This is a genomic window from Streptomyces sp. NRRL F-5123, assembly GCF_000721495.1.
In the GTDB taxonomy this organism is placed as follows: domain Bacteria; phylum Actinomycetota; class Actinomycetes; order Streptomycetales; family Streptomycetaceae; genus Actinacidiphila.
Genome location: NZ_JOHY01000053.1, coordinates 20,416 through 41,865 on the forward strand (window position 1 = coordinate 20,416; position 21,450 = coordinate 41,865).

Annotated in this window: 18 protein-coding genes and 1 tRNA gene; 6 read left to right on the forward strand and 13 right to left on the reverse strand. The window is 75.0% G+C overall.

Going from position 1 to position 21,450, the window contains the following annotated elements; genetic code table 11:
• Nucleotides 1-2 precede the first annotated feature (2 nt).
• Nucleotides 3-923, forward strand: a complete 921-nt coding sequence (locus IH54_RS0130760; protein ID WP_031523149.1) for a carbohydrate ABC transporter permease — start codon at nt 3-5, stop codon at nt 921-923.
• Between the two features lie 97 nt (nt 924-1,020).
• Entirely contained in the window at nt 1,021-2,502 is a 1,482-nt protein-coding gene (locus IH54_RS0130765; protein WP_031523150.1) for a glycoside hydrolase family 1 protein, read from the forward strand.
• Nucleotides 2,503-2,581: 79 nt separating this feature from the next.
• Here the strand turns inward: IH54_RS0130765 and IH54_RS0130770 are convergent, their stop codons facing one another.
• The 3 genes from IH54_RS0130770 to IH54_RS0130780 all read right to left on the reverse strand — a co-directional run bounded on the left by IH54_RS0130770 (nt 2,582) and on the right by IH54_RS0130780 (nt 4,730).
• The gene (locus tag IH54_RS0130770) at nt 2,582-3,268 is read right to left on the reverse strand and encodes a response regulator transcription factor (protein WP_031523153.1); all 687 of its coding nucleotides are present in this window, start codon (nt 3,266-3,268) and stop codon (nt 2,582-2,584) included.
• A gap of 181 nt (nt 3,269-3,449) precedes the next feature.
• The gene (locus tag IH54_RS0130775; protein WP_031523155.1) at nt 3,450-4,319 is read right to left on the reverse strand and encodes a spermidine synthase; all 870 of its coding nucleotides are present in this window, start codon (nt 4,317-4,319) and stop codon (nt 3,450-3,452) included.
• Between the two features lie 24 nt (nt 4,320-4,343).
• The gene (locus IH54_RS0130780; RefSeq protein ID WP_234344062.1) at nt 4,344-4,730 is read right to left on the reverse strand and encodes a hypothetical protein; all 387 of its coding nucleotides are present in this window, start codon (nt 4,728-4,730) and stop codon (nt 4,344-4,346) included.
• A gap of 508 nt (nt 4,731-5,238) precedes the next feature.
• Between IH54_RS0130780 and IH54_RS0130785 the strand changes: the two genes are divergently transcribed.
• Nucleotides 5,239-6,774 (forward strand): alpha/beta hydrolase, encoded by a 1,536-nt coding sequence (locus IH54_RS0130785; RefSeq protein WP_031523161.1) that lies wholly within the window; start codon nt 5,239-5,241, stop codon nt 6,772-6,774.
• A 19-nt stretch (nt 6,775-6,793) separates the two neighbouring features.
• On the opposite strand, the gene IH54_RS0130790 is transcribed toward IH54_RS0130785, so the two are convergent.
• From IH54_RS0130790 to IH54_RS40485, 8 genes are all read right to left on the reverse strand, one after another.
• Nucleotides 6,794-9,277, reverse strand: a complete 2,484-nt coding sequence (locus IH54_RS0130790; RefSeq protein ID WP_031523163.1) for a phosphatidylglycerol lysyltransferase domain-containing protein — start codon at nt 9,275-9,277, stop codon at nt 6,794-6,796.
• 107 nt (nt 9,278-9,384) lie between these two features.
• A tRNA-Lys gene (locus IH54_RS0130795) sits at nt 9,385-9,458 on the reverse strand.
• A 56-nt stretch (nt 9,459-9,514) separates the two neighbouring features.
• Nucleotides 9,515-10,147, reverse strand: a complete 633-nt coding sequence (locus IH54_RS0130800; RefSeq protein WP_078862655.1) for a bifunctional DNA primase/polymerase — start codon at nt 10,145-10,147, stop codon at nt 9,515-9,517.
• A gap of 111 nt (nt 10,148-10,258) precedes the next feature.
• Nucleotides 10,259-10,651 carry a hypothetical protein gene (locus IH54_RS0130805; RefSeq protein WP_031523167.1) on the reverse strand — a complete coding sequence of 131 codons (393 nt, stop codon included), beginning with the start codon at nt 10,649-10,651 and terminating at the stop codon, nt 10,259-10,261.
• Between the two features lie 230 nt (nt 10,652-10,881).
• Nucleotides 10,882-12,252, reverse strand: a complete 1,371-nt coding sequence (locus tag IH54_RS0130810) for an AAA family ATPase (protein ID WP_031523169.1) — start codon at nt 12,250-12,252, stop codon at nt 10,882-10,884.
• Entirely contained in the window at nt 12,249-13,865 is a 1,617-nt protein-coding gene (locus tag IH54_RS0130815; RefSeq protein WP_031523171.1) for a hypothetical protein, read from the reverse strand. The genes IH54_RS0130810 and IH54_RS0130815 overlap by 4 nt, the downstream gene beginning before the upstream one ends.
• Before the next feature lie 118 nt (nt 13,866-13,983).
• Nucleotides 13,984-15,060, reverse strand: a complete 1,077-nt coding sequence (locus IH54_RS0130820; protein WP_234344065.1) for a hypothetical protein — start codon at nt 15,058-15,060, stop codon at nt 13,984-13,986.
• A gap of 254 nt (nt 15,061-15,314) precedes the next feature.
• Nucleotides 15,315-16,319, reverse strand: coding sequence for a phosphatase PAP2 family protein (locus tag IH54_RS40485; protein WP_052398057.1), 1,005 nt, complete (start codon nt 16,317-16,319; stop codon nt 15,315-15,317).
• A gap of 267 nt (nt 16,320-16,586) precedes the next feature.
• Between IH54_RS40485 and IH54_RS0130830 the strand changes: the two genes are divergently transcribed.
• From IH54_RS0130830 to IH54_RS0130840, 3 genes are all read left to right on the forward strand, one after another.
• A complete protein-coding gene (locus IH54_RS0130830; RefSeq protein ID WP_031523174.1) occupies nt 16,587-17,276 on the forward strand; it encodes a TetR/AcrR family transcriptional regulator in 690 nt (229 codons plus the stop codon).
• A gap of 173 nt (nt 17,277-17,449) precedes the next feature.
• On the forward strand, nt 17,450-18,043 hold the full coding sequence (locus tag IH54_RS0130835; protein WP_031523175.1) for a histidine phosphatase family protein: 594 nt from the start codon (nt 17,450-17,452) through the stop codon (nt 18,041-18,043).
• A 128-nt stretch (nt 18,044-18,171) separates the two neighbouring features.
• Nucleotides 18,172-18,600, forward strand: coding sequence for an OsmC family protein (locus IH54_RS0130840; RefSeq protein ID WP_031523176.1), 429 nt, complete (start codon nt 18,172-18,174; stop codon nt 18,598-18,600).
• A 9-nt stretch (nt 18,601-18,609) separates the two neighbouring features.
• Here IH54_RS0130840 and IH54_RS0130845 read toward each other — a convergent pair whose 3' ends face one another.
• Both IH54_RS0130845 and IH54_RS0130850 read right to left on the reverse strand, forming a co-directional pair.
• A complete protein-coding gene (locus tag IH54_RS0130845; RefSeq protein ID WP_234344068.1) occupies nt 18,610-19,926 on the reverse strand; it encodes a M6 family metalloprotease domain-containing protein in 1,317 nt (438 codons plus the stop codon).
• Nucleotides 19,919-21,262 (reverse strand): M6 family metalloprotease domain-containing protein, encoded by a 1,344-nt coding sequence (locus IH54_RS0130850; RefSeq protein WP_078862656.1) that lies wholly within the window; start codon nt 21,260-21,262, stop codon nt 19,919-19,921. Before IH54_RS0130850 ends, IH54_RS0130845 begins: the two co-directional genes overlap by 8 nt.
• Between the last annotated feature and the right edge of the window lie 188 nt (nt 21,263-21,450).

Here is a 21,450-nt window from a genome sequence, read left to right on the forward strand (position 1 = left end):
CCATGGCTCAGATCGCCGAGACCGCACGGACCTCAGGTCCGCGCCACTCCACCGCCGCCGTCCCGCGCCGCCGCCGCGGCAAGGCCGGAGCGCCGGGCAAGCAGCAGAACGCCGGACCGATCGCGTACCTGCTGCTGATCTTCGCCGCGCTGGTGTCGCTCTTCCCGCTGTACTGGACGGTCAGCGCCGCGTCCCACACGGACCAGGACATCATCGACGCGCACCCGTCGCTGCTGCTCCCGAGCAGCCACCTGATCGACAACATGAAGATCGTCTGGGACCAGGTCGACATGACCAAGGCCCTCATCAACTCGACGATCGTGGCGGGCCTGGTGGCCCTCAGCACCGTGCTGTTCGCGACGCTGGCCGGCTTCGCCTTCGCCAAGCTGCAGTTCCGCGGCCGCAACGCGCTGCTGACGGTCGTCGTCGCCACCATGACGATCCCGCCGCAGCTCAGCGTCATCCCGCTCTACCAGATCATCACCAACGTGGGCTGGGTCAACCACCTGCAGTCGGTCATCCTGCCCTCGCTGGTCGCCGCGTTCGGCGTGTTCTTCATGCGGCAGTACCTCTCCGAGGCGCTGCCGATCGAGCTGATCGAGGCCGCCCGCGTCGACGGAGCGCACAGCCTGCGCATCCTGTGGCACGTCGTCTTCCCCATCGCCCGCCCCGCGATGGCCGTCCTGGGCATGCTCGTCTTCGTCCAGGCGTGGAACGACTTCTTCTGGCCCCTCATCGCCCTGAGCGAGCAGAACCCGACGGTGCAGGTCGCACTGGCCGGTGTCGGCTCCGGCAACCACAGCGTGGACCACGCCGTGGTCGTGACCGCCGCCCTGGTCGCGACGCTGCCGCTGCTCATCGTCTTCGCCGTGCTGGGCAAGCAGATCGTCGGCGGTATCACCGCGGGCGCCGTCAAGAGCTGACCTCATGCGCCCGTACGGCGACCACCCCCTGCGCCGTACGGGCCCGTGAGAGCCCCCTTCCCCCGACTACCCCCTGATTCCCCTGGAGTCCCCCGTCATGACAGCTGTCCATTCAGAGGGCACCGAGCTTTCCCCCGGCTCTGCCTCACTCCGCTTCCCCCCCGGCTTCGTCTGGGGGTCGGCGACGGCCGCCTACCAGATCGAGGGCGCCGCAGCCGAGGACGGCCGGACGCCTTCGATCTGGGACACGTTCAGCCACACGCCTGGCCGGGTCCGCAACGGGGACACCGGTGACATCGCCGCCGACCACTACCACCGCTACCGCGACGACGTCGCCCTGATGTCCGACCTGGGCCTGGGCGCGTACCGCTTCTCCGTTTCCTGGTCGCGGGTCCAGCCCACCGGGCGCGGCCCCGCCGTCCAGCGCGGGCTGGACTTCTACCGCCGGCTGACCGACGAACTGCTCGACAAGGGCATCACCCCGGTCGCCACCCTCTACCACTGGGACCTGCCCCAGGACCTGGAGGACGTCGGCGGCTGGACCGTCCGCGACACCACCGAGCGCTTCGCCGAATACGCCGAGATCGTCGCGAGCGCGCTCGGCGACCGGGTGCCGTACTGGACGACGCTCAACGAGCCGTGGTGCTCGGCCTACCTGGGCTACGGCTCCGGCGTGCACGCCCCCGGGCGCACCGAGCCGGAGTCCGCCCTCAAGGCCGCCCACCACCTCAACCTCGCCCATGGCCGGGCGATCGGGGTTCTGCGTTCCGTTCTCCCCGCTACAGCGCAGACCTCGATCACCCTCAACCTGCACCAGGTCCGCCCGCTCACCGACTCCGCCGCCGACCTCGACGCGGCCCGCCGCATCGACGCGGTCGGCAACCGGGTCTTCCTCGGTCCGATCCTCGGCGACGGCTACCCCGCCGACCTGCTCGACGACACCGCCCACATCGTCGACTGGGAGAGCCTGGTCAAGGACGGCGACCTCGCCGAGATCGGCCGCCCGATCGATCTGCTCGGCATCAACTACTACACCCCGACGCTGGTCTCCGACGGCCGCGCGCACACCGAGGGCGCCCAGGCGCCGCGCAACGACGGCCACGGCGACAGCGAATACTCCCCGTGGCCCGGCTCCGAGCACGTCGCCTTCCACCTGTCGCCCGGCGAGACCACCGCGATGCGCTGGTCCATCGACGCGACCGGCCTGCGCGACCTCATCAACCGCATCGCCCGCGAGCACCCGGGCCTGCCGATGATGATCACCGAGAACGGCGCCGCGTACGACGACTACGTCTCGCCCGAGGGCCAGGTCAACGACCCCGAGCGGATCGCGTACGTGCACAGCCACCTCGCCGCCGTCCACGAGACCATCGCCGGCGGCGCGGACGTCCGCGGCTACTTCCTGTGGTCCCTCATGGACAACTTCGAGTGGGCCTACGGCTACAGCAAGCGCTTCGGCGCGATCTACGTCGACTTCGGCACGCAGCGCCGGATCCCGAAGCAGAGCGCCCACTGGTACTCCCAGGTGGCGCGGTCAAACGTCCTTCCGGACCTCCCGGAGGAGGACGGGAAGTCCTGAGGGGACGGGAAAAAGGAGCGGTACGGCAGTTCGAGGGTGCTGCCGTACCGCTCCTTTCGTCTTTCCGCCGCCTTCCCCCTCACGGGGGCGGCTCCAGCTTGACACCCACCCCGCGCAGCGTGTGCAGATACCGCGGCCGCGCCGCCGACTCCCCCAGCTTCCGGCGCAGCCACGACAGATGCACGTCGATCGTCCGGTCGTCCCCGTACGACTGCCGCCACACCTCCGCGAGCAGCTCCCGCCGCGCCACCACCACGCCCGGCCGCTCCGCCAGGAAGCTCAGCAGATCGAACTCCCGCCGGCTCAGCGCCAGCGCCACCCCGTCCAGCGCGGCGAGCCTGCGGCGGGCGTCGATCGTCAGCCCCCCGACCCGGACCACTGCCTCCGCGGCCGGCACCGCGCGCCCCCGCGCCCTCCGTAACACCGCCGCCAGCCGGGCGGTCAGCAGCTCCACCGCGTACGGCTTGACGACGTAGTCGTCCGCCCCCGAGTGCAGCAGCCGCACGGCCCGCGGCTCCTCCCGCCCCGTCACGGTCACCAGCACCGGCACATCGCTGAACCCGCGCAGCATCCGCAGCACCTCCGCGCCGTCCAGATCCGGCAGCCCCAGATCCAGCACGACGGCGTCGAACCGCCCGCGCCCCACTTCCCGTAACGCCTCCAGGGCGGTCCCGGCGCTGCGCACGCTGTACGAGGCGTCCGTCAGGTGACGGATCACCGTGGAGCGCAGAAAGGTGTCGTCCTCGACGACCAGCACACCGGCCATCCCGGCAACTTAGCGCGTCCGGCTCCGCGGGTTCGCCGGTTGTGACGCTCCGGGGTGCCACTTGCGGCGGCCGGGCGACCTTCCGCCGGTGGAGGCTGGGCGCTCCGTTCTCCCCCGGGATCCGCCGGGAGGTACCCCCACGCGCCCCTGAGAAACGCTTGCCCGACAAACTGACGCGCCGTCAGCCGAAAGCGTGTGGCGGCGGTGCCGGGGACGGGACGGCGGTCGCGTCGGTCACCACCGGGGCGCCGGCGGTGAAGGCGGCCAGCGAGGAACCGGACTCGACGCGGCCCGGGTGCGGGTCGGTCGCGACGCGGCGGGTCAGATCGGCCACGGGCAGGGGGTGGTCGGCGGCCCACAGGACCGCGTTGCCGAAACGCTTCCCCCGCAGGACCGCGGGGTCGGCGGCGAGGCAGACCTCCGCGAAGGCGGCGCCCGCCGTGGCGATCTGGCCGCGCAGGAAGGCGAGGGCGCCGCCGTCCGTGAGGTTCGCGGCGTACGAGCCGTCGGGCCGCAGCACCCGGCGCACGTCCGCCAGGAATTCCGCGCTCGTGAGGTGCGCGGGGGTGCGGGCGCCGCCGAAGACGTCGGCGATGACCAGGTCCGCCCAGCCGTCCGGTACCTTCGCCAGGCCCGCGCGGGCATCACCGCCGCGCACCTTGATCCGCCAGCCGCGCTCCCACGGCAGATGCGCCCGCACCAGCTCCACCAGCGCGGTGTCCAGCTCGATGACCTGCTGCGTCGACCGCGGCCGGGTGTACGCGGTGTACCGCGCGAGCGTCAGCGCCCCGCCGCCGAGGTGGACGACCCGCAGCGGCGCGCCCGGCGGCGCGGTCAGGTCGATGACGTGGCCCAGCCTGCGCTGGTAGGAGAAGCCCAGGTGGTCCGGCGCGGCGAGGTCGACATGCGACTGCGGCGCCCCCTCCACGACCAGCGCCCACGCCTGCGGGCGCTCCCGGTCCGGTACGAGGGCCGCGGCCCCGCCGCCGACCTGCGCGGTCACCGCCTCGGGGGTGCGCCCACGGCCGCCGCGCTCTCTTCTGCCTGCCATGCGCCGATTATCCGGGCCCGGCGGCTACCTCGCGCGCAACCCCAGGTAACCGTCGGCCAGCTCGATCGTGCGCGCCGCCCGGCCGAGCGCGTCCCGCAGCACCGCGGGGTCCGTCACCGCGGTCTCCTCGCGCGGCGGCACCAGCCACCCGCCGTCCACGCCGGGCGCGACCGCGCTCGTGCACGAGCTCCCCGGCACGTCCCAGCCGTCGGCCGTCCCGGGCGGCACGAGGAAGCCGAGGCTGGCCCCGTCGCCGGCGTGCAGCACGGGGCCGACTCCGCTGCCGTGGCGCAGCAGGTCGACCGCTTCGAGGCCCTGCCGGGCCGGCACCGTCACCAGCTCGCAGGGTGCCGGCAACTCGCTGCCTTCCGGGCTGGGGCCCGACCTGTGCGTACCGCTCGTGTCCGCCACGGCAAACACTCCTCTCACGACGGGATGTGCCACACCCGTACAACGCGGGACCCGGGCGCGGATTCGCTTCGCCAGGGGTGGCGTTGCCTGGCGAATGGTGCGTGGGATATCCGTTTTGTACGATGCGCTGCCCTCCGGGGGCGTTGGGGGGTACGGGGCTGAGCCCCCGACGTCCCCGCGCCCGGCGTGCGGTACGCCTGCGGCGTGAGCCCCACCCCTGACCGCGCCCGGCGTGCGGCGCCTCCGGCGGGGATTCCCACTCCCACCACCCGTGCGACTCGGACGTCGGCTTTCTGTCCACCTGTGGGGCTGCACCGCCGTCGGGGGCTGACCCGCACTCGCCCGTCCTTCCCCCACCCCCACCGCGCGGAACGCCGCCGACGCGGCTGGAGGGGGACGATCCGGGGGGTGGCACCCGCCCCCCCCACAGGTGGCACCGGCAGACGGCCGATCACCCGCACGGGTGGGCGGGAGGGCACAACAACCCCACCCGCCCTAGCGTAAAAGCATGCCCCGCCTGCGCATCGTCGCCGCCCTCGCCGCGGCCCTGACGGCGACCCTCCTCGGCGCCCCGCACCCGGCGGACGGCTCCGCCACCCGCACCCCGTACGACCGGACCGCCACCTGGGCCGGCTGCCCCAACGTCCCCGCCCCCCGCCCGGGCGGAGCCCCGCAGCACATGGAGTGCGCCACCCTCAGCGTCCCCCGCGACTACGCCCGCCCCGGCGCGGGTGAGCTGGACCTCGCGATCAGCCGCATCCCGGCGACGGGCCCCGGCCCGCGCCTCGGCTCACTCCTGGTGAACTTCGGCGGCCCCGGCCTCCCCGGCATCCCGGAACTCGCCGCGGTGGCCGCGAACGGCGGCCTCGCCCGGCTCAACCAGCGCTACGACCTCGTCGGCTTCGACCCCCGCGGGGTCGGCCGCAGCACCCCCGTGGACTGCGGCGACCTCGCCGGCGTGACGTCCACCGACGCCGCCTCCCAGGCGCGCCAGGTGGCCCGAGCCTGCCGCGCGCACTCCGGCGGCCTGCTCCCGTACATCGGCACGCGCAACGCCGCGCACGACCTGGACGTCATCCGTTCGGCCCTCGGCGACGACCGGCTGACCTACCTCGGGTTCTCGTACGGCGGCCGGCTCGGCTCCGTCTACGCGCACGAATTCCCGCAGCGCACCGGGCGGATGGTGCTGGACGGGGTGCCGGACCCGACGCTCGACGACGTCGGGACGGCGCTCGCGCAGAGCGCGGCCTTCCAGCACGCGCTGAACGACTTCGCCGCGGACTGCGCGGCGCGCTCCTGCCCGATCGCGGGGCACACGGCGAAGGAGGTCGTGGCGGGCATCGCGGAGCAGGGGCACGCCCTCGACGGGGGCGGGCTGGCCACCGTGACCGGGCAGCTCGACCACGAGGGCTTCGTGCAGGGCGTGCAGAACGCGCTCTACTCGAAGGACGACTGGTCCGACCTGCGGGACGCGCTGCGTGCCCTGCGCACGGGTGACGGCGAGCCCATGATGCAGCTCGCCTACCCCGGGCAGATGGGCCAGCTGAGCGGCAACGGCATGCTCGGCCGCGCCGGGCTCCCGCCGCTGGGCCCCGGCGGCGCGGGCACCGGACCCGACTGGGCCGTGCCCGACAACTACGAGATGGCCAAGCTCGCGATCGACTGCCAGGACACACCGGAGCGGCGCACGGTCGCGGGCGTGCACCGCCTGGACGGGCGCTTCACGGCTGCGTCCAGCGTGTTCGGGCCCTCCATCGAGGCGACGCTCCTCGCCTGCACCGGGTGGCCGCCCGGCGACCGGGCGTCCCGCGAGGTCTCCGCCCGGACGGCTCCGCAGGCGCTGCTGGTCGGCACGACGGCGGATCCGGCGACGCCGTACCCGGGGGCGGCGCACATGGCCGCGGCGCTCGGGAACGGGAGCCGGGTGCTGACGTTCCGGGGGGACGGGCACGGGGCGTACTTCGCGCACAGCCATTGCGTACGCGCCTCGGTGGAGGCGTATCTGGTGGACGGGACGCTTCCCGCTTCCGGCGCGGTGTGCTGACGCTCCGGGCCCGGCGTGCTCAGGCGCGGCCGGTGAAGCGCCGGAAGCGGCCGGGCAGGAGGAAGCCCTCGGCCACGGCGGTGGCGGCGGCGACGCGGGGGAGGTCGGGGCGGCGTTCGCAGAGGAGGTGGCGGGGGTGCCAGGTGGGCGCGTAGGCGGAGTACGTGCGGTCGCGTTCGGCGATGTGCCAGTGCCGCGCCAGCAGGCGGAGGGGGCCGCGGGAGGTGGCCGCGGAGCGGAACGCGGTGGTGTTGAGGGAGACGCGGGTGACGGCGGCGAGGGGGCCGGGAGCGGCGTGCGCGGCGGCGAGGAGGAGGTCGGTGAGGAGGAGGTCCGCGGGGGCGCGGCCGGAGTCGCGGTCGTGGCGGACGAGGTCGAGGGTGAGGCCGTCCGGACCCCAGGGGACGAAGCCCAGGAGGGCGCAGGTGCGGCCGTTGGGGTCGAGGCATTCGGCGAGCAGGCAGTCGCCGAGGCGGCCGAGGGCGACGGCGAAGCCGCGTTCCGCGGGGTGGCGGCGCCAGGCGTCGGCGAGCTGGCGCAGGCGGCGCCAGTCCTCGGGCGGGACGTCGCGCTGGGCGCGGATCCGTACGGTGTAGCCCGCGCCGGAGAGCAGGTCGTGGGCGTTGCGCAGGGAGGGGGCCTCGGCGGCGGCGAAGTCGCGGGGTGAGACGACGGCCTCGCCGCCGGAGACATACGCGTGGAAGCCCTCCGACTTGTAGGCCGCGGCCGCTTCGGTGCCGGCGTTGGTGACGGCGGGGACCCAGGCGTGTGCGCCGGCGAGGTCGAGCCAGGCGGTGACGGCCGCGGGCCAGGCGGAGGGCGGGCCGACGGGGTCGCCGGAGGCGAGGGCGACGCCGTTGACGACACGGTAGAGGATGGCGGCTTCGCGGTCGGGGGCCCAGCACACGGACTTGTCGCGGCGCAGCGCGAAGTAGCCGAAGGAGTCGCGCCGCCCGTACGCGCGCAACAGCTCGCGCAGCCGGCGCTCGTCGGCGGGCTGGAGGCGGGCGCGGCCGCGGGGGGAGCGGAAGAAGGCGAGCAGGACGACGAGCATGAGGGCGACGCTGAGGACGTTGATCGCCAGGTCGGTCCAGCCGGGCACGGTGATGCCGGGCAGGTCGAACAGCCCGGAGACGGTCAGGACGCGTACGGAGGCGTAGCGCAGGCTCGCGGCCCACTCGCGCGGCGGGTTGCGGTCGGTGGCGTGCACCAGCAGGGTGCCGACGCCGACGGCGACGACCGCGCCGATCACCAGGCTGGTCAGGCCGAGGGCGACGTTGCCGCGCTCGCCGCGCACGTTGAAGACGGGGCGGGAGACCAGCAGGGCGAGCAGGAAGGCGACGGTGACGGCGAGCGCGAGCCAGTTGACGGCGTGGCCGCGGGAGGCGGGCACGGCGCCGAGGGTGCCCAGCAGGATCAGCGTGTAGCCCGCGGCGAGCACGGTGGTGAGGATCCAGGCGGCGCGCTTGCGGCGGCGCAGGCTGACCGAGAGCAGCAGCGCGAGCACCGCGCCGGTGAAGCCGGGGCTGACCAGGAAGGCCGTGACGTACTCGCCGTCGGTGGCGGCCCGCACCCGCTGGCGGAAGGGGGTGACGAGGCCGGTGACGACGTTGACGGCGGTCGCCAGCCGCAGGTACCAGACGGCGCCGGTCGCGCCGGGCGCGCGCAGCGGGCGCAGCACCCGGGCGAGCAGCACTTCGAGGCGGGAGGGCGGGATGTCGACGATGGTGGGCCGGTGCGGCTCGGTCTTGGTGAGCGACACCGGGCTGGGCGCGCCCGCGACCGCGTCCATCGCGCGGGTCTTCCAGGCGACGAGCCGGCGGTGGATGCGCTCCTCGCGGCGCTCGGAGCGGGCCATCCGGCGCGGCCTGCTGCCGTAGCGCCAGCGCGCCCAGGGGCTGCCGGGGCGGGCCAGCCGCAGGGCGCCGACGACGGCGAGGAAGGGCAGCATGACGCCGAGCAGCCCGGTCCACACCTTGCCCTTGGCCAGACACACCACGACGAAGCCGAGCAGCACGGCGGCGGCCAGGTAGGGGGTCCAGGAGGTGCCGCCGACGTAGCCGCCGAGCGGGGCCTGGCCGATGAGCAGCAGGCCGATGACGCACACCGCGAGGATCACCGCGTCGACCGACCTGCGGCCCTCCTCGCGCCAGTACACGTCCTCCAGGTGCAGCACGAGCGCGAACTCGTCGAGGACCAGGCCGCAGCCCGCGCCGAAGACGAAGGCCAGGATGTCGTGCGCGAGCGGGCCGCCGTGCACGGCGAAGGAGCCGACACCGCCGACGATCATCATGACCTGACCGAAGACCACATGGTGGATGTGCAGGCCGCCGGGCTGGACGTTGCCCGGCCACCAGGACACGCCCCGGCGGATCATCCGGACGCTGAAGCGGATGAAGAGGAAGGAGCCGAGCAGGCCGGCCAGGAGCAGGAAGAGCGGAGTGCGGCCGCCGGTGCCGGAGATGTGTACGCGGACGGCGTCCGACAGCGACCAGTGGCCCATCGTCCCAGGGTGCATTCCGGGGCATACCCGGCCAAGCGGGCACGCCGGTCGTGGATGCCTTGCAACGCCGAAAGCCCTCCGCGAACACGGAGGGCCTTCGGATCAGGTGCGCCGCCAGGGACTCGAACCCCGGACCCGCTGATTAAGAGTCAGCTGCTCTAACCAACTGAGCTAGCGGCGCCTGCTGACGAGGAAGACATTAGCACCCCCTGCGGCGACCTGGGAAATCGATAAGCCTCACGCACTCCCGGGCACTCCGGCGAGCACCGGCGGGGCCGCCCGGCGGGCCTCCCGGACCGCCCGCAGACACGCCCACAGCAGCACGTCCGGGCCCGGCAGCCAGGGGTGGCGGGTGTCGGGCGCGACGACCCAGCGTGACATTCCGGGGCCGGCTTCCGTATCCGCGGACCCCGCCGGGTCGATGTCCGCGGGTAAGGCGTAGAGCGGCGGCACGGTCACCGCGTCGCCCGCACCGTGGCAGAGCATCGGCGGCACCGCGCCCGCCCACTCCTCCCAGCCGAGCAGGGCCGGCAGCCGCTGGGCGGTGCCCGGGGCGACGAGCAGCAGCACCCGGCCTCGGTGCACGGCGACCGGGCCGCTGCCCGGGCCCGCCGCCCACAGCTGCTCCAGCACCCGGCGGCCGAACAGCGGGGTGAGGTTGACCACGTCGAAGGCCCTGCCGCACGGCAGGACGCTCGGGGCGCCCGGCCGGGCGGACCACAGGGCCTCGACGCTGCGCGGGAAGGCGCTCGCGGAGGCCAGCCAGGCGGCGCCTTCCGGGGTGACGCAGGCCGTGTGCCGGCGCCGCTGGGCCTCGGTGACTATGCCGACAACACTTCCCGCCGGGGTGTTCCTCTGCCATTCATCCATGTCATCTACAGGTACGCGCCCGGCGGGCCGCGCCCCGGTGAATCGGCGGAATACGGGACAACGACGGAGAGAAGGCGTATCCTTCCGTCCTCACACCGCGCGACCGGCCCGTTACGGGGTGGTGCCACCGTCGGCGATCAGGGCCGTGCCCCACTCCGCCATCTTCCGGGCGTAGTCCTCCGACCAGCCGACCTGCCGGGCGACCTCGTCGGCGCCGAGCCGGTCGAAGCGGCGCGGATCGGTGAGCTGCGCTGCCGCGATGGCCTGGAACTCCGCCGCCCGGTCGGCCGCGCTGCGGAAGGCCTGCTCCAGCTCGCTCGCCCGCGCCAGCAGCTCCCGCGGGTCGTCCATCGACTCCAGCTCGAAGAAGCGGTCACCGCCCTCGTCGCCGCCGGGCGCCCCCGGCTCGAAGAGAAGCCGCGCGGGGCGCCTGGGCCGCTCCGGCCGCCCGTCCCGCCCGCCGTCGCCCTCCCGGCCCGAACTCCCCTGCTGCTCCTCGGACATACGCTGACCTCCGCTGACCCGTTCCCGGTTGCCGACCCCCTATTGTCCCGCGTGCGCCATACCCACGACCCCGGCCCCGTACCCCCTCACAGCCGCCACGCCACCCGGTGCTCCGCCAGATGCGCCAGCACCGCATGGTTCGCCTCCCAACCGCCCGGACTGCAACCCGACTGCCACCTGGCGGCGGCGCACCGGACTCCGTCCGGCGAACACGGCACCACGCCCCACCCTCACGGCCGCCACGCCACCCGGTGCTCCGCCAGATGCGCCAGCACCGCATGGTTCGCCTCCCAGCCGTCGGGGAACTTCACCGTCACGCCGAGGCGGACCGGGTCCGAGGAGGGGTGTTCGTCGAGGAGGTCGGCGACGCCCGCGCGGCAGACGACGATGCAGGCGTGGCGGTGGCGGGAGGCCAGCACGCACAGGCGGCCGGTCTCCAGGTGGAAGGCGGTGGCGTCGGGGCGGCCGGACAGCGGGTGGAGGACCACGGTGACGTCGAACTCCCGGCCCTGGAGGCGGTTCGCGGTGTCCACCGCCACGCCGGACGGTCCCGCCGGGACGCCCACCGCGGCGAGCGCCGAGCGGACGGCGGCGGCCTGGTCGCGGTGCGCGGTGCCGACCGCGATCCGGTCGGCGGTCAGCGGCGCGGGCTCCGGGCCGCGCTCGGAGTACGTCAGGCCGCCGCGGTCCAGCAGCCGGCGGACGACCGCGGCGACCGCCCGTACCGCCTCCGGGTCGGTGCGCGGGGTGTGCCGGGCGGGCAGCTCCAGCAGGCCCCAGCCGGACTCCGCGGCCTCGTCCAGCACCCGGTCGGGCCCGCTGCCCTCCCCCGGCACCCCGAAGACCAGCCGCCGGTCGCCGTGGCCGGTGCCGCTGCGGAAGGGGGTGTACGGGTAGAACGCGCGGGAGACCAGCGGCGCCGCCGACGCGGGCAGCCGCCAGGACACCGGCAGGCGGTGCTGCGGCAGGCCCGGGTTGTGGGCCAGCAGCGTCACGACCGCGCTCGCGGACGGATCCCAGCTGAGCCCGGCCCACTGCTCGGCGCCCACCACGCTGAAGGGGTCCAGCTGGCCCGGGTCGCCGACGAAGAGGGCGTGCTCGAACAGGCCCGCGACCTGGAGCAGCGCGTCCGACCGCATCTGGTAGGCCTCGTCGACGATGGCGTGCCGCCACGGCTCGACGTCCTTGACGTACGCCCACTTCGCCGCCGTCGCGATCACCACGGCGCGGTCGCGCAGCTCGGCGACCGAGGAGGACTTCGCGATCTGCGGGTGCCGGTCGAGGACCGGGTCGGGGGCTGAGTCCGCGCCGTGCAGCCGGCCCACGGCAAGCTCGGGATCGGCCGTCGCGAGGCGGTCGGCGAGGTCGTCGACCTGCGCGTTCGTCTGCGCGACGATCATCAGCTGCTCGCCGGACGCGGCCAGTTCGCGGGCCGCGCGCACCACGAGGGTGGACTTGCCCGCGCCCGGCGGGGAGTCCACGACCACGCCGCGGGCGGTGCCGCTCATGGTGCCGGCCAGGATCGCCGCGGTCGCCGCCGCGGCCTCCGCTCCGGGGTCGAAGCGGTCGGCGGTGGCGGCGCCACCGGAGCCCTGTGTCACAGGAAGTCCTCCGCGGTCACGGTGTCCGGCGGCTCGGCCGGCAATGCCTGCTGCCCCGCCGCCTGCCCCGGCGGCCCCCCGTGCGTCCAGGGCGTCGCCTCCGCCTCGGGCAACGCGGGCCCGCCGCGCGGGTCGTGCGCGAAGAGGGTGAAGGTCACCCGGTCGCCGGGAACCGGCACGGAGCCCTCGCGGGGCGTCTTCCCCGCGCCCATGCCGCCGGTGAGCCGCACGGTGACCAGCCACTCCCCGGGGGCCGGGGCGTCGGCGGGGTCCTCGGGCCCCGGGCGGGGGGCCGGGACAGGGCGGGACGGGGTGACGGCCACCAGGTCGGCGGTCTGGGCGGACCTGGCGTCCGGGACGGCGCGGAAAGCGCGTGTGCCGGGCTCCGCCTGGGGGAAGTCGGAGGTCGTGAGCGTCACCAGGGGGCGGGGCATGGGGCGGCGCCCCTCCGAGTACGCCATCTCCACCTCCCGCACCGTGCCGGTGAACGCCTCGCCCGCGAGCCGCCGCGCCGCCATCACCAGCGGGTCGTCCAGCGCCTCCTGGGCGTACAGCCGGGCCTGGGCCGTCTCCCGTCCGGCGAGCTTCTGCGCGGCCGTGACCGCGTCGTCCCGCCGCGGCTGGGGCGGCTCCCCCGCCCGCAGCCGGTCCCGGTGGCCGGTGAAGGACCAGCGGTCGCGCTTCCACCGCTCGGCGACGTGCGCGCCCTCCGGGAGCGCCCGCAGCAGGTCCACGCCGCGCCACACGTCCTCCCACGTCGGCCGCAGCTGCGACGCGACCAGCCGCCGTACGTCCGCCTCCGCGACCCGCATCGGGCCGGTCGCGCCCGCGGCGCGCGCCGCGTCGTAGCGCTCCAGCGCCGGGGCGAGCACGCGGTTGTCGAACACCGGGTCCGTCGCCGGGCCCGCGGGCGGACTGAACAGCAGGCCGTCCGCACCGCGCCCGGTCTGCGCGCGGGCCGCGGCCGCCGGGCCGTCCATCCCCGCGGGCGGGTCGATCCAGCCGAGCAGCGCGCCCAGGTGCTGGTCCTCCATCGCGCTCTGGCCCGTCGCCCAGTGCCGGGTGAGCAGGTCCGTCATCGCGACGAGCAGCGCGCTGCCGGGCGTACGGGCCCGCTCCGCGTAATGCGTGAGCCACCGCCCCAGCAGCGGCACCGGGACCGGCACCGGGTGCGGGGCCTCCGCGTCCTCGACGGTGCGCAGGTAGCGCGTCGACCGGCCCAGCAGCCGCACGTACTCCAGGGCCGCGCCGTTCGGCACGATCAGCTGCGGGGCGTCCGCGCACACCTCGGTCTCCTCGCGGTTGCGCGTCGCGGGCTCGGTCTCCACGTCGTCCGCGTACGCGTCCACCACCGGCAGGAGGGCGGCGGCGAGACCGGCGAAGAAGGCGAACCGCTGCTCGCGGTCGAGCGGCTGCGGTACGACGAGGAGCGTCGGCTCGGCACGGTCGGTGCCCACCATCGCGCCCAGCGGCGCGCCGGCCTCGCCGGCCGTCGTGAGCGGCACGAAGACGACGGGGCTCTGCGCCAGGTGCCGGTGGCGTACCGTCGCGGCCGGGGCCGCGCGCCCCTTGCCCGCCGCTTCGGCCCGGGCCAGCACGTTCATGAGGCTCACGCGGCCTCCCCGCGCGGAGGCTGCGCCTTGCGGCGGGGGCTTGCCTGCGGGTGTGCGGGCACGTGTCGCGACCCTGAGGGGCTGCCACCCGCGGCACGTGCGGCGGGCGGGGAGGGGGTCATGACGCCTCCGCCGTCGCGAGGGCCTCCGCGCGGAGGGCGGCGGCGCGACGGAGGGCGAGGACGGCGGGGTCGTCCGTGGGCGCGCCCGGCGGGGCGAGGGCGGCGGCGCGGACGGCCTCAAGGGTGGTGAGCGCTCCGAGGTCGGCGCGCAGGGCGCGGCCCAGCGCCTCGACGGAGTCCGCCGCGCGGGCGCGCTCGCGGCAGTGGAAGGCCAGCTCGCAGCTGGACAGGCACTCGGGGGCGTACGCGGCGGGGACGGCGTCGACGGAGGCGGCGAGGGCGGGGCGGGGGGCGGCGGGGTCGAAGGTCGTGCCCTCGGGGAGCAGCGCCGCGATCTCCTCGATCCGGGTGAGACGGGTCAGCTGGCGCCGGGTGACGGCGAGCTGCTTGCGGACGTCGACGCTGTCCGCGGTGGGGAGGTTGGAGAAGTCCTTCGGGCAGACGAGCAGGATGTCGCTGCGGGTGCGGCCGGGCTCGACCGCGTCGAGCGCGAGGACGTACACCGCGGCCTGCCGCGCCGCCGCGCCCACCTTCATTGCGTCGGCGGCGCCGTCCAGGATCGGGAAGGACTTGATCTCGACGACCGTCCAGGCGCCGTCGGGGGCGACGGCCACCGCGTCGGGCTCCAGGAAGACCGTGGAGCCGGCGACGTCGAGGGCGAGCAGCGGGTGGTCCAGCAGCGTCCAGCGGCCGCGCGGGGCCTCGGCGAGGGCGAGCCGGGTGCGGGCGGTGCGGCCCTCGGGGCCTGCCGCGCCGAGGTCGGGGACCTCCGCGCGCTCCCCGTCGGCGCCCAGCAGCCGCAGCAGCTCGGCGCAGCCGTCCGCCTTGACGCGGGCCTCGAAGGCGTGGCCGCGGGAGAAGGCGAAGCGGGACTGGCCGAACCGCGCGGGCGCGCCCAGCGCTTCGGCGACGGCTCCCTTGTCGACGCCCGCGGCGTCCAGCAGGGAGCGACGCCGGCAGCCGGGGTTGGCGGCGAGGGCGGCGAGCGCCCGCGCGTCGAGCGGCCGGGCGGCGGTGTCGGGTCCGCGCAGCACGGCCAGCCGCTCCCGCAGTGTGTGGTGCGTAGTGCTCACCCGCGCAAGTGTGGCACCCGGCTACGACAACCGTCCCCCGTGCCGCACCGCGCGGGTCGCCGCGGCCGCGTGCGGCGACCGGCCGCGCGCTGCGGGCACGGCGTCCGCGCGGCCGCGGCACACGCGGGGCGGCAGCCGGCCGCACCGGCCGGCCGTACCCGCCCGGTCCGCGGCGGTGTCCGGACACGCGGCCCCGGACACGCCGCAGGGCCCGCCGGACGATCCCGTCCGGCGGGCCCTGCGGGAGGTGCCTCCTACGCTCTGCTGGGCTCGTTGCGCCCCTGCGCCTCCGTGCCGTCCGGATCCGCCGCGGCGGCCTCCGCCGGGGTGTCCGGGGGTTCCGTCGCGTCGTGGGCGGCCGGGGCTTCCGCGGACGCGGGCGGGCGCGGGGCCGGGACCTTCGCCGCCACGGCCGTCCCGGCGGCGAGGGCGGCGGGCCCGGCCGCGGGCTCCGGGGCACCCGCGGGAGCGGCGGCGGCCGCGGCCGGGCGGACCCTGGCGTGGTAGCGGTCCAGCAGCCGCAGCGCGGGCCTGGCGAGCAGGAAGCCGACGCCCATCGTGGCGACGCCCGCCGCCGCGTCCATCAGGTAGTGGTTGGCGGTGCCCATGACGACCATCGCGGTGATCAGCGGGTAGAGCACGCCGAGGACGCGGACGACGCTGTTGCGGCCGTACCGGAAGAGCATGATGCCGCACCACAGCGACCAGCCGACGTGCAGGCTGGGCATGGCGGCGTACTCGTTGGTGAGGTGCCCGAGGCCGCGCGGCGCGCTCGCGTCGGTGCCCCACCAGCCGTAGCTGCCGTACTGGGCCATGGTGTCCATGAAGCCGTGCGCCCCGGGCAGCAGCCGGGGCGGCGCGGTGGGCACGGTCGTGAAGCCGACGAGGCCGATGAGCGTGGAGATCATCAGCCAGGTGCGGGCCTGCCGGTAGTGCGTGGGGCGGCGCAGCCAGAGCCAGACCAGGATCGCCGGGGTGACGATGTAGTGCATCGACGCGTACATGAAGTCCGCGGGGACGCCGAGGAAGGCGTGGTGCGTGAAGAGCCGGTTGAACCAGCGCTCGGGGTCGAGATGGGTCAGCTGTTCGAAGTGCAGGATGTCCGCACCGTGCTCGACGGCGTCGTCCACGTCACCGCGCACCAGCAGACGTGCGCCGGAGTACAGCGCGTAGACCACGGCAATCAACGGCAGCTCGGTCCACCAGCGCAGCCTGCCGCGGTATGCGGCAGCTCGCGGCGCGGCGGCTGTGATCGTCATTGCGGGCGTCTCTCCAGGTTCTCCGAAGGCCGCGTGCGGCGGTCATGGACTTGTGGCGTACCCTCTACCGTACGACGTACGGTAAACCGTACGCACACCGCCCCGGCCAAAGCGATGAAACCCCGAGTTTATGCGGCGTTCAGCGCTCGTACGGTGTTCAACCACCCACGGCGGGGGTATGCATGCACCGCGGAGGACGCGGTGAGGACGTTCCGGGTTGCCCTCCCTGCCCCGTGTGATCGCAAAGGACGTGAAAAAGACAAGCCGATGTCCGCCACCCAGCCGGTCAGCTCCCCACGGCGCCGCGCCCCACGCAACTCGCTCAACCCCGACCGTATCCTCGATGCCGCACTCGCCCTGCTGGACCGCGACGGCGCCGAGGCCTTCACCATGCGCGGCCTCGCCCAGCAGCTCGGAGTCGGCACGATGGCCGTCTACTCGCACTTCCGGGGCAAGGACGAGATCAGTGACGCCGTCGCCCAGCGGCTGCTGGACACCATAGAGCTTCCGCAGGGGCGTTCCGGCGATCCGCGCGGTGAATTGCGCGAGGTGTGCCTCGGGGTATATCGGCTGTTCACCGACCATCCGTCCGCACTGGAACTGCTGGCCGGCCGGCCGCTGCGCGGCGACGACGCGATCGGGCTCATCGACCGGATGCTCGCGCTGCTCCAGCAGGCCGGACTCAGCCGGCAGGACGCGGCCCACGCGCACGTGGCGCTCATGCAGTACACGGTCGGCTCGGCGCTGTGGAACACCCGGCGCTCGCGCGTGCTCGGCAAGGAGGGCGCACGCGACCGGGTGCTGGCCAGGATCGCGGCGCTGGACGCGGACGCCTACCCCGCGCTGGTGGCCCTCGGGCCCGAGCTGCTGTGCGACCGCAACGAGGGCACGGGGCAGTTCGAGTACGGCCTCGACGGCCTGCTCTGCGGCCTGCTCCCGCGCGCCCCGCGGGTCTGACCACCCCTTCCGCGGGCCCCCGGCGGCCCGGGGAATCCCGGGAGCCCCCGCGCCCCGGCGAAAGCCGAGGACCGGAGCCCCGCCGCACCCCGCGGCCCCCGGCGGGCGGGCCGCGGACGTCTGAGCGATGATGGGATTTTCCGTTCTTCGCACGACACGAGAGGCCGCACCGCATGGCTGCGCGCATCCTTCTGGTCCGGCACGGCCAGACGGAATGGTCCCTGTCCGGCCGCCACACCGGACGCACCGACATCCCGCTGACCGACGAGGGGCGCCGCACCGCGCGGCTGCTCGGCGAGCGGCTGGCGGGCGCGCCCTGGCACGGCCTGCCCGGCACCGAGGTGCGCACCAGCCCGCTGGTGCGGGCGTCGGAGACGTGCGAGCTCGCGGGCTTCGGGGACGAGGCCAAGGAGTGGGACGCGCTCCTGGAGTGGCACTACGGCGACTACGAGGGCCTCAAGCCCGCCGAGATCCAGGCGCTGCGGCCGGGCTGGCTCATCTGGCGCGACGGGGTGCCGGGCGGCGAGTCGCCCGACGACGTGGCCGCGCGTGTCGACGAGGTGATCGCCCGGGTCCGCTCCGGGCACCACGACGTGCTGCTCTTCGCACACGGCCATGTGCTGCGCATGCTGGGCGCGCGCTGGCTCGGCCTGCCGCCGTCCTTCGGCGCGTCGCTGCGGCTGGAGCCCGCGTCGCTCTCGGTGCTGGGCTGGGCCTACGGGCAGCCCGCCGTCGAACGCTGGAACGACACCGGCCACTTGGGCTGACGCGGCAGCCGGCGGCCTGCCCCCGGGCGCGGAACGCCCGGGGTGCCGGGGGAACACCGGCCGGACCGGGTAGCGTTCACAGGGCGGCGCAGCCGCGACCGACGTCCGTACCCGATGGAGGCTTGATCATGGCAACCACCCGCACCGCTACCACCCAGTGGCAGGGCCCGCTGATGGGCGGCGCAGGCACCGTCTCGCTCGACTCGTCGGGCGTCGGCAAGTTCGATGTCAACTGGCCGTCGCGCGCCGAGCAGGCGAACGGGAACACCAGCCCCGAGGAGCTGATCGCCGCGGCCCACTCCTCCTGCTACTCGATGGCGCTCTCGCACGGCCTGGCCGGTGCGGGCACCCCGCCGGAGAGCGTGGAGACGCAGGCGAACGTCACCTTCCAGCCGGGTGAGGGCATCACCGGCATCGTTCTGAAGGTGCAGGCCCGCGTGCCCGGCCTGTCCGCCGAGGACTTCGCGGCCGCCGCGCAGAACGCCAAGGAGAACTGCCCGGTCAGCAAGGCGCTGGCGGGCGTGAACATCACCCTTGAGGCCGAACTGCTCGGCTGAGCACGACTTTCAGCGGCGGGTGACGCGTATCGTCCAGTCACCCGCCGCGTCGCGCCGCTGCACGCGGAAGGTCACGCCGGACGCCCTGTCGGTGTAGCTCTGGCCCGCGGTGAAGGGCGCGTCGTTCAGGGAGTTGAAGGCGCCGCTGCTGAAGTCGCAGGCGGAGGTGCCGGGATGGCCGTCGACCACGGTGACCGGGCCCTTCCCCGAGTCGATGTCGGTGCGCACGCGGTAGGCGAGTACCCCCTGCCGGCAGGCGTCGTCGTCGCCGCCCGCCGCGGCCCGCGCCTCCAGCACGAAGACCCGGGTCGGGCCGTAGGGGACGATGACGGCCTTGCGCCCCCCGGGCGTCTCCACCGGGCTGAGCGTGTAAGTGGCCGCGCCGCGCGAGGTGACGCAGGAGATCTGCCGGTCGGTCAGCCAGCCGAGCCGCCACTTGTGCCAGGCGAAGAGGTCACCCTGCAGGCCCCAGTCGAGCGACATGGTGTCCCACTGTCCGGCGAGCCGGTCGGTGCGCGGGAAGTCGTCGGCGGAGTAGAGGTCGGGCAGTCCGAAGGCGTGGCCGTTCTCGTGGCTGAGGACGCGCGAGCCGGACTGGTCGTGGCCGTATATCAGTGAGACCTTGTTCAGGCGGGCGCCGTCGCCGGTGGTCGCCGCCGAGGCGCCGGTCCAGGTGACCGACAGCACCGCCTCGTCGGCGGGCGGGCCCGCGTTCGGCGTGACCAGGACGTTGACCAGGTCGTAGCCGCGGAAATCTATGCTCCCGCCGACGGCCTTGACCAGGTCGCGCATCATCGCGGTGTGCGCGTCCCAGCCGTAGCCGCGGCCTATCCCGTACGCGCTGAAGGGCCGCGGCATGCGTATCCAGCGCAGCACCGGGGTGGACTCGTAGTCGAGCCGGCCGTACGAGGCGGTGGCGTACCACTGCTTGACCGCCGGGAAGAACTCGGCGTAGCGCTCGGCCGCGCTGTACTGGGCGGGCGTGTCGGGGAAGTCGATGAGCAGGGTCAGGGCGTGCACGGTGCCGGTGGACGGGGCGAACTCGGCGTCGGGGCCGCGGGCCGTGGAGTCCGGGAAGCCCTCGGACATCGCCACGCCGGGTACGGCCCGCAGCGCGCACGGCCGGGCCGCGGGCGGGGAGGCGGGCAGCGCGGGCGGGCGGCCGCCGGCCGGCACCGAACTCCCGACGGCGAGCATCCCCGCGGCCCCCAGCGCCGCGAGCCGCACCCCGCGCCGCAGCCCGCGCGCCGCGGCCCGCCGCCCTTCGCCGGAAGGGCCGGGGCCGCGAGGGAAGCCCGGGAGGCCCGCGGCGGGCCCGTCAGGCATCGCGGCCGGCGTCCGCGGCGCCGGTCGTGTGCTGCGTGACCTTGACGGCCCAGTCGCCGTCCGGCTCGCGGCCGGTGACGGTGACGCGGGCGGTGCCGTCCGGCAGGGCGTAGGACTCCCCCACCCCGAGCGGCGCGTCGGCGAGCGGCGGGTAGACGGAGGTGGCCGCGCACGCCGAGCTGCCCGGGTGGCCGTCGACCACGGCGACGGGCCCGTCGCCGGACTCGCGGTCCGAGCGCACCCGGTAGAGCAGCACGCCGGTGCGGCAGGCCTCCGCGTCGTTGCCGGTACGCGCCCGGGCCTCGATCGCCAGCACGCTGTCCGGGCCCGTCCGCAGCACCAGCAGCTTGGTGCCGCCGCCGGGCGACTCGTCTGGGGCGAGGTCGTAGTAGGACGTGCCGGGGCCGGCGACGCAGCCGACCTGCTCCGGGCGCAGCCAGCCGAGCTTCCACTTGTGCCAGGCGAAGGGCTCGGGGGCCAGGCCGAACTGGCTGCCCATCAGGTCCCAGTCGCCGACCCGGGTGTCCCAGTCGGCGGTGCTGCCGGGCGGCGGGCGGTCGTAGAGGTCGGGCAGGTCGAAGACGTGGCCTGTCTCGTGGGCGAGCACGTTGCGGTCGGGCGGGTGGCGCTCGAAGACGGTCACGAGCCGGGTGAGCGGGTTGCCGTCGAGGGTGACGGGCCGGGCGAGGTTGACGACCTTGGTGGCGTCGGAGTCCACACCGGGCGCGTCCGGGTCGGCGACGAGGTAGACGACGTCGTAGCCGCGGAAGTCCACCGCCGGGTCGGCGGCGGTCAGCGCGTCGCGCAGGTAGGCCGTACGGTCGGCGGCGCGCCAGTCGCGGTTGATGCGGTACGCCGTGGCCGAGCGGGGCATCGTCAGCCAGCGGTCCACGGTGTGCAGATGCAGCCGGAAGCGCCCGGCGGAGGCCGCGGCCCAGAACCGTGCGGTCGCCGGGTAGTGGTCGGCGGCGACCTCATGCGGGGTCAGCGCGGGCGGGGCGTCGGGGAAGGACAGGAAGACCATGAGCGCGTTCACGTCGCCGTCGGCCCTCGGGTAGCCCGCGGGGGCGCTGCCGGCCCAGGTGGCGCCCCCGGGGTCCACCAGGCCCTCGGAGTGGTGCGCCGCGGTACGCGGCAGCAGGCACGCGGCGACGGGAGCGGCGTGCGCGGCGGGGCCGGTGCCGAGCGTCCAGGCGACGATCGCGCCCAGCACGCAGGACCCGGCGGCCAGCGCACGCGCCCCGCGTGAGCGCCCCGGCGCGTCCGCCGCGGCACGCGCGCAGCCGACGACGCCGCCGCCCGGCGTGTCGCCTGCCGGATTGCCTGACCGCCGCACATGGACCTCCGGGGAGGGTTCGCGAGCCCGTTCGGGACACCTCGTCCACTCTGCGGGCTATTGCGCGGATATGCGGAGTTCGGCTGCTCCGGCCGGGTGGCGCGCGGGGCGGCGCACGGGCCCCCGGAGCCGAACACCCGCACGGCGAGCGACATTACGTTCCGTAACGGTCGGGGTGATTCGGTCAG

Excerpts from the sequence above, each read along its gene's own strand:
- IH54_RS0130760 (WP_031523149.1), top strand. The coding sequence starts at position 3 with ATGGCTCAGATCGCCGAGACCGCACGGACCTCAGGTCCGCGCCACTCC.
- IH54_RS0130800 (WP_078862655.1), bottom strand. The coding sequence starts at position 10,147 with ATGGATGAATGGCAGAGGAACACCCCGGCGGGAAGTGTTGTCGGCATA.
- IH54_RS0130830 (WP_031523174.1), top strand. The coding sequence starts at position 16,587 with ATGTCCGCCACCCAGCCGGTCAGCTCCCCACGGCGCCGCGCCCCACGC.
- IH54_RS0130835 (WP_031523175.1), top strand. The coding sequence starts at position 17,450 with ATGGCTGCGCGCATCCTTCTGGTCCGGCACGGCCAGACGGAATGGTCC.
- IH54_RS40485 (WP_052398057.1), bottom strand. The coding sequence starts at position 16,319 with ATGACGATCACAGCCGCCGCGCCGCGAGCTGCCGCATACCGCGGCAGG.
- IH54_RS0130765 (WP_031523150.1), top strand. The coding sequence starts at position 1,021 with ATGACAGCTGTCCATTCAGAGGGCACCGAGCTTTCCCCCGGCTCTGCC.
- IH54_RS0130770 (WP_031523153.1), bottom strand. The coding sequence starts at position 3,268 with ATGGCCGGTGTGCTGGTCGTCGAGGACGACACCTTTCTGCGCTCCACG.
- IH54_RS0130790 (WP_031523163.1), bottom strand. The coding sequence starts at position 9,277 with ATGGGCCACTGGTCGCTGTCGGACGCCGTCCGCGTACACATCTCCGGC.
- IH54_RS0130845 (WP_234344068.1), bottom strand. The coding sequence starts at position 19,926 with ATGCCTGACGGGCCCGCCGCGGGCCTCCCGGGCTTCCCTCGCGGCCCC.
- IH54_RS0130840 (WP_031523176.1), top strand. The coding sequence starts at position 18,172 with ATGGCAACCACCCGCACCGCTACCACCCAGTGGCAGGGCCCGCTGATG.
- IH54_RS0130775 (WP_031523155.1), bottom strand. The coding sequence starts at position 4,319 with ATGGCAGGCAGAAGAGAGCGCGGCGGCCGTGGGCGCACCCCCGAGGCG.
- IH54_RS0130805 (WP_031523167.1), bottom strand. The coding sequence starts at position 10,651 with ATGTCCGAGGAGCAGCAGGGGAGTTCGGGCCGGGAGGGCGACGGCGGG.
- IH54_RS0130785 (WP_031523161.1), top strand. The coding sequence starts at position 5,239 with ATGCCCCGCCTGCGCATCGTCGCCGCCCTCGCCGCGGCCCTGACGGCG.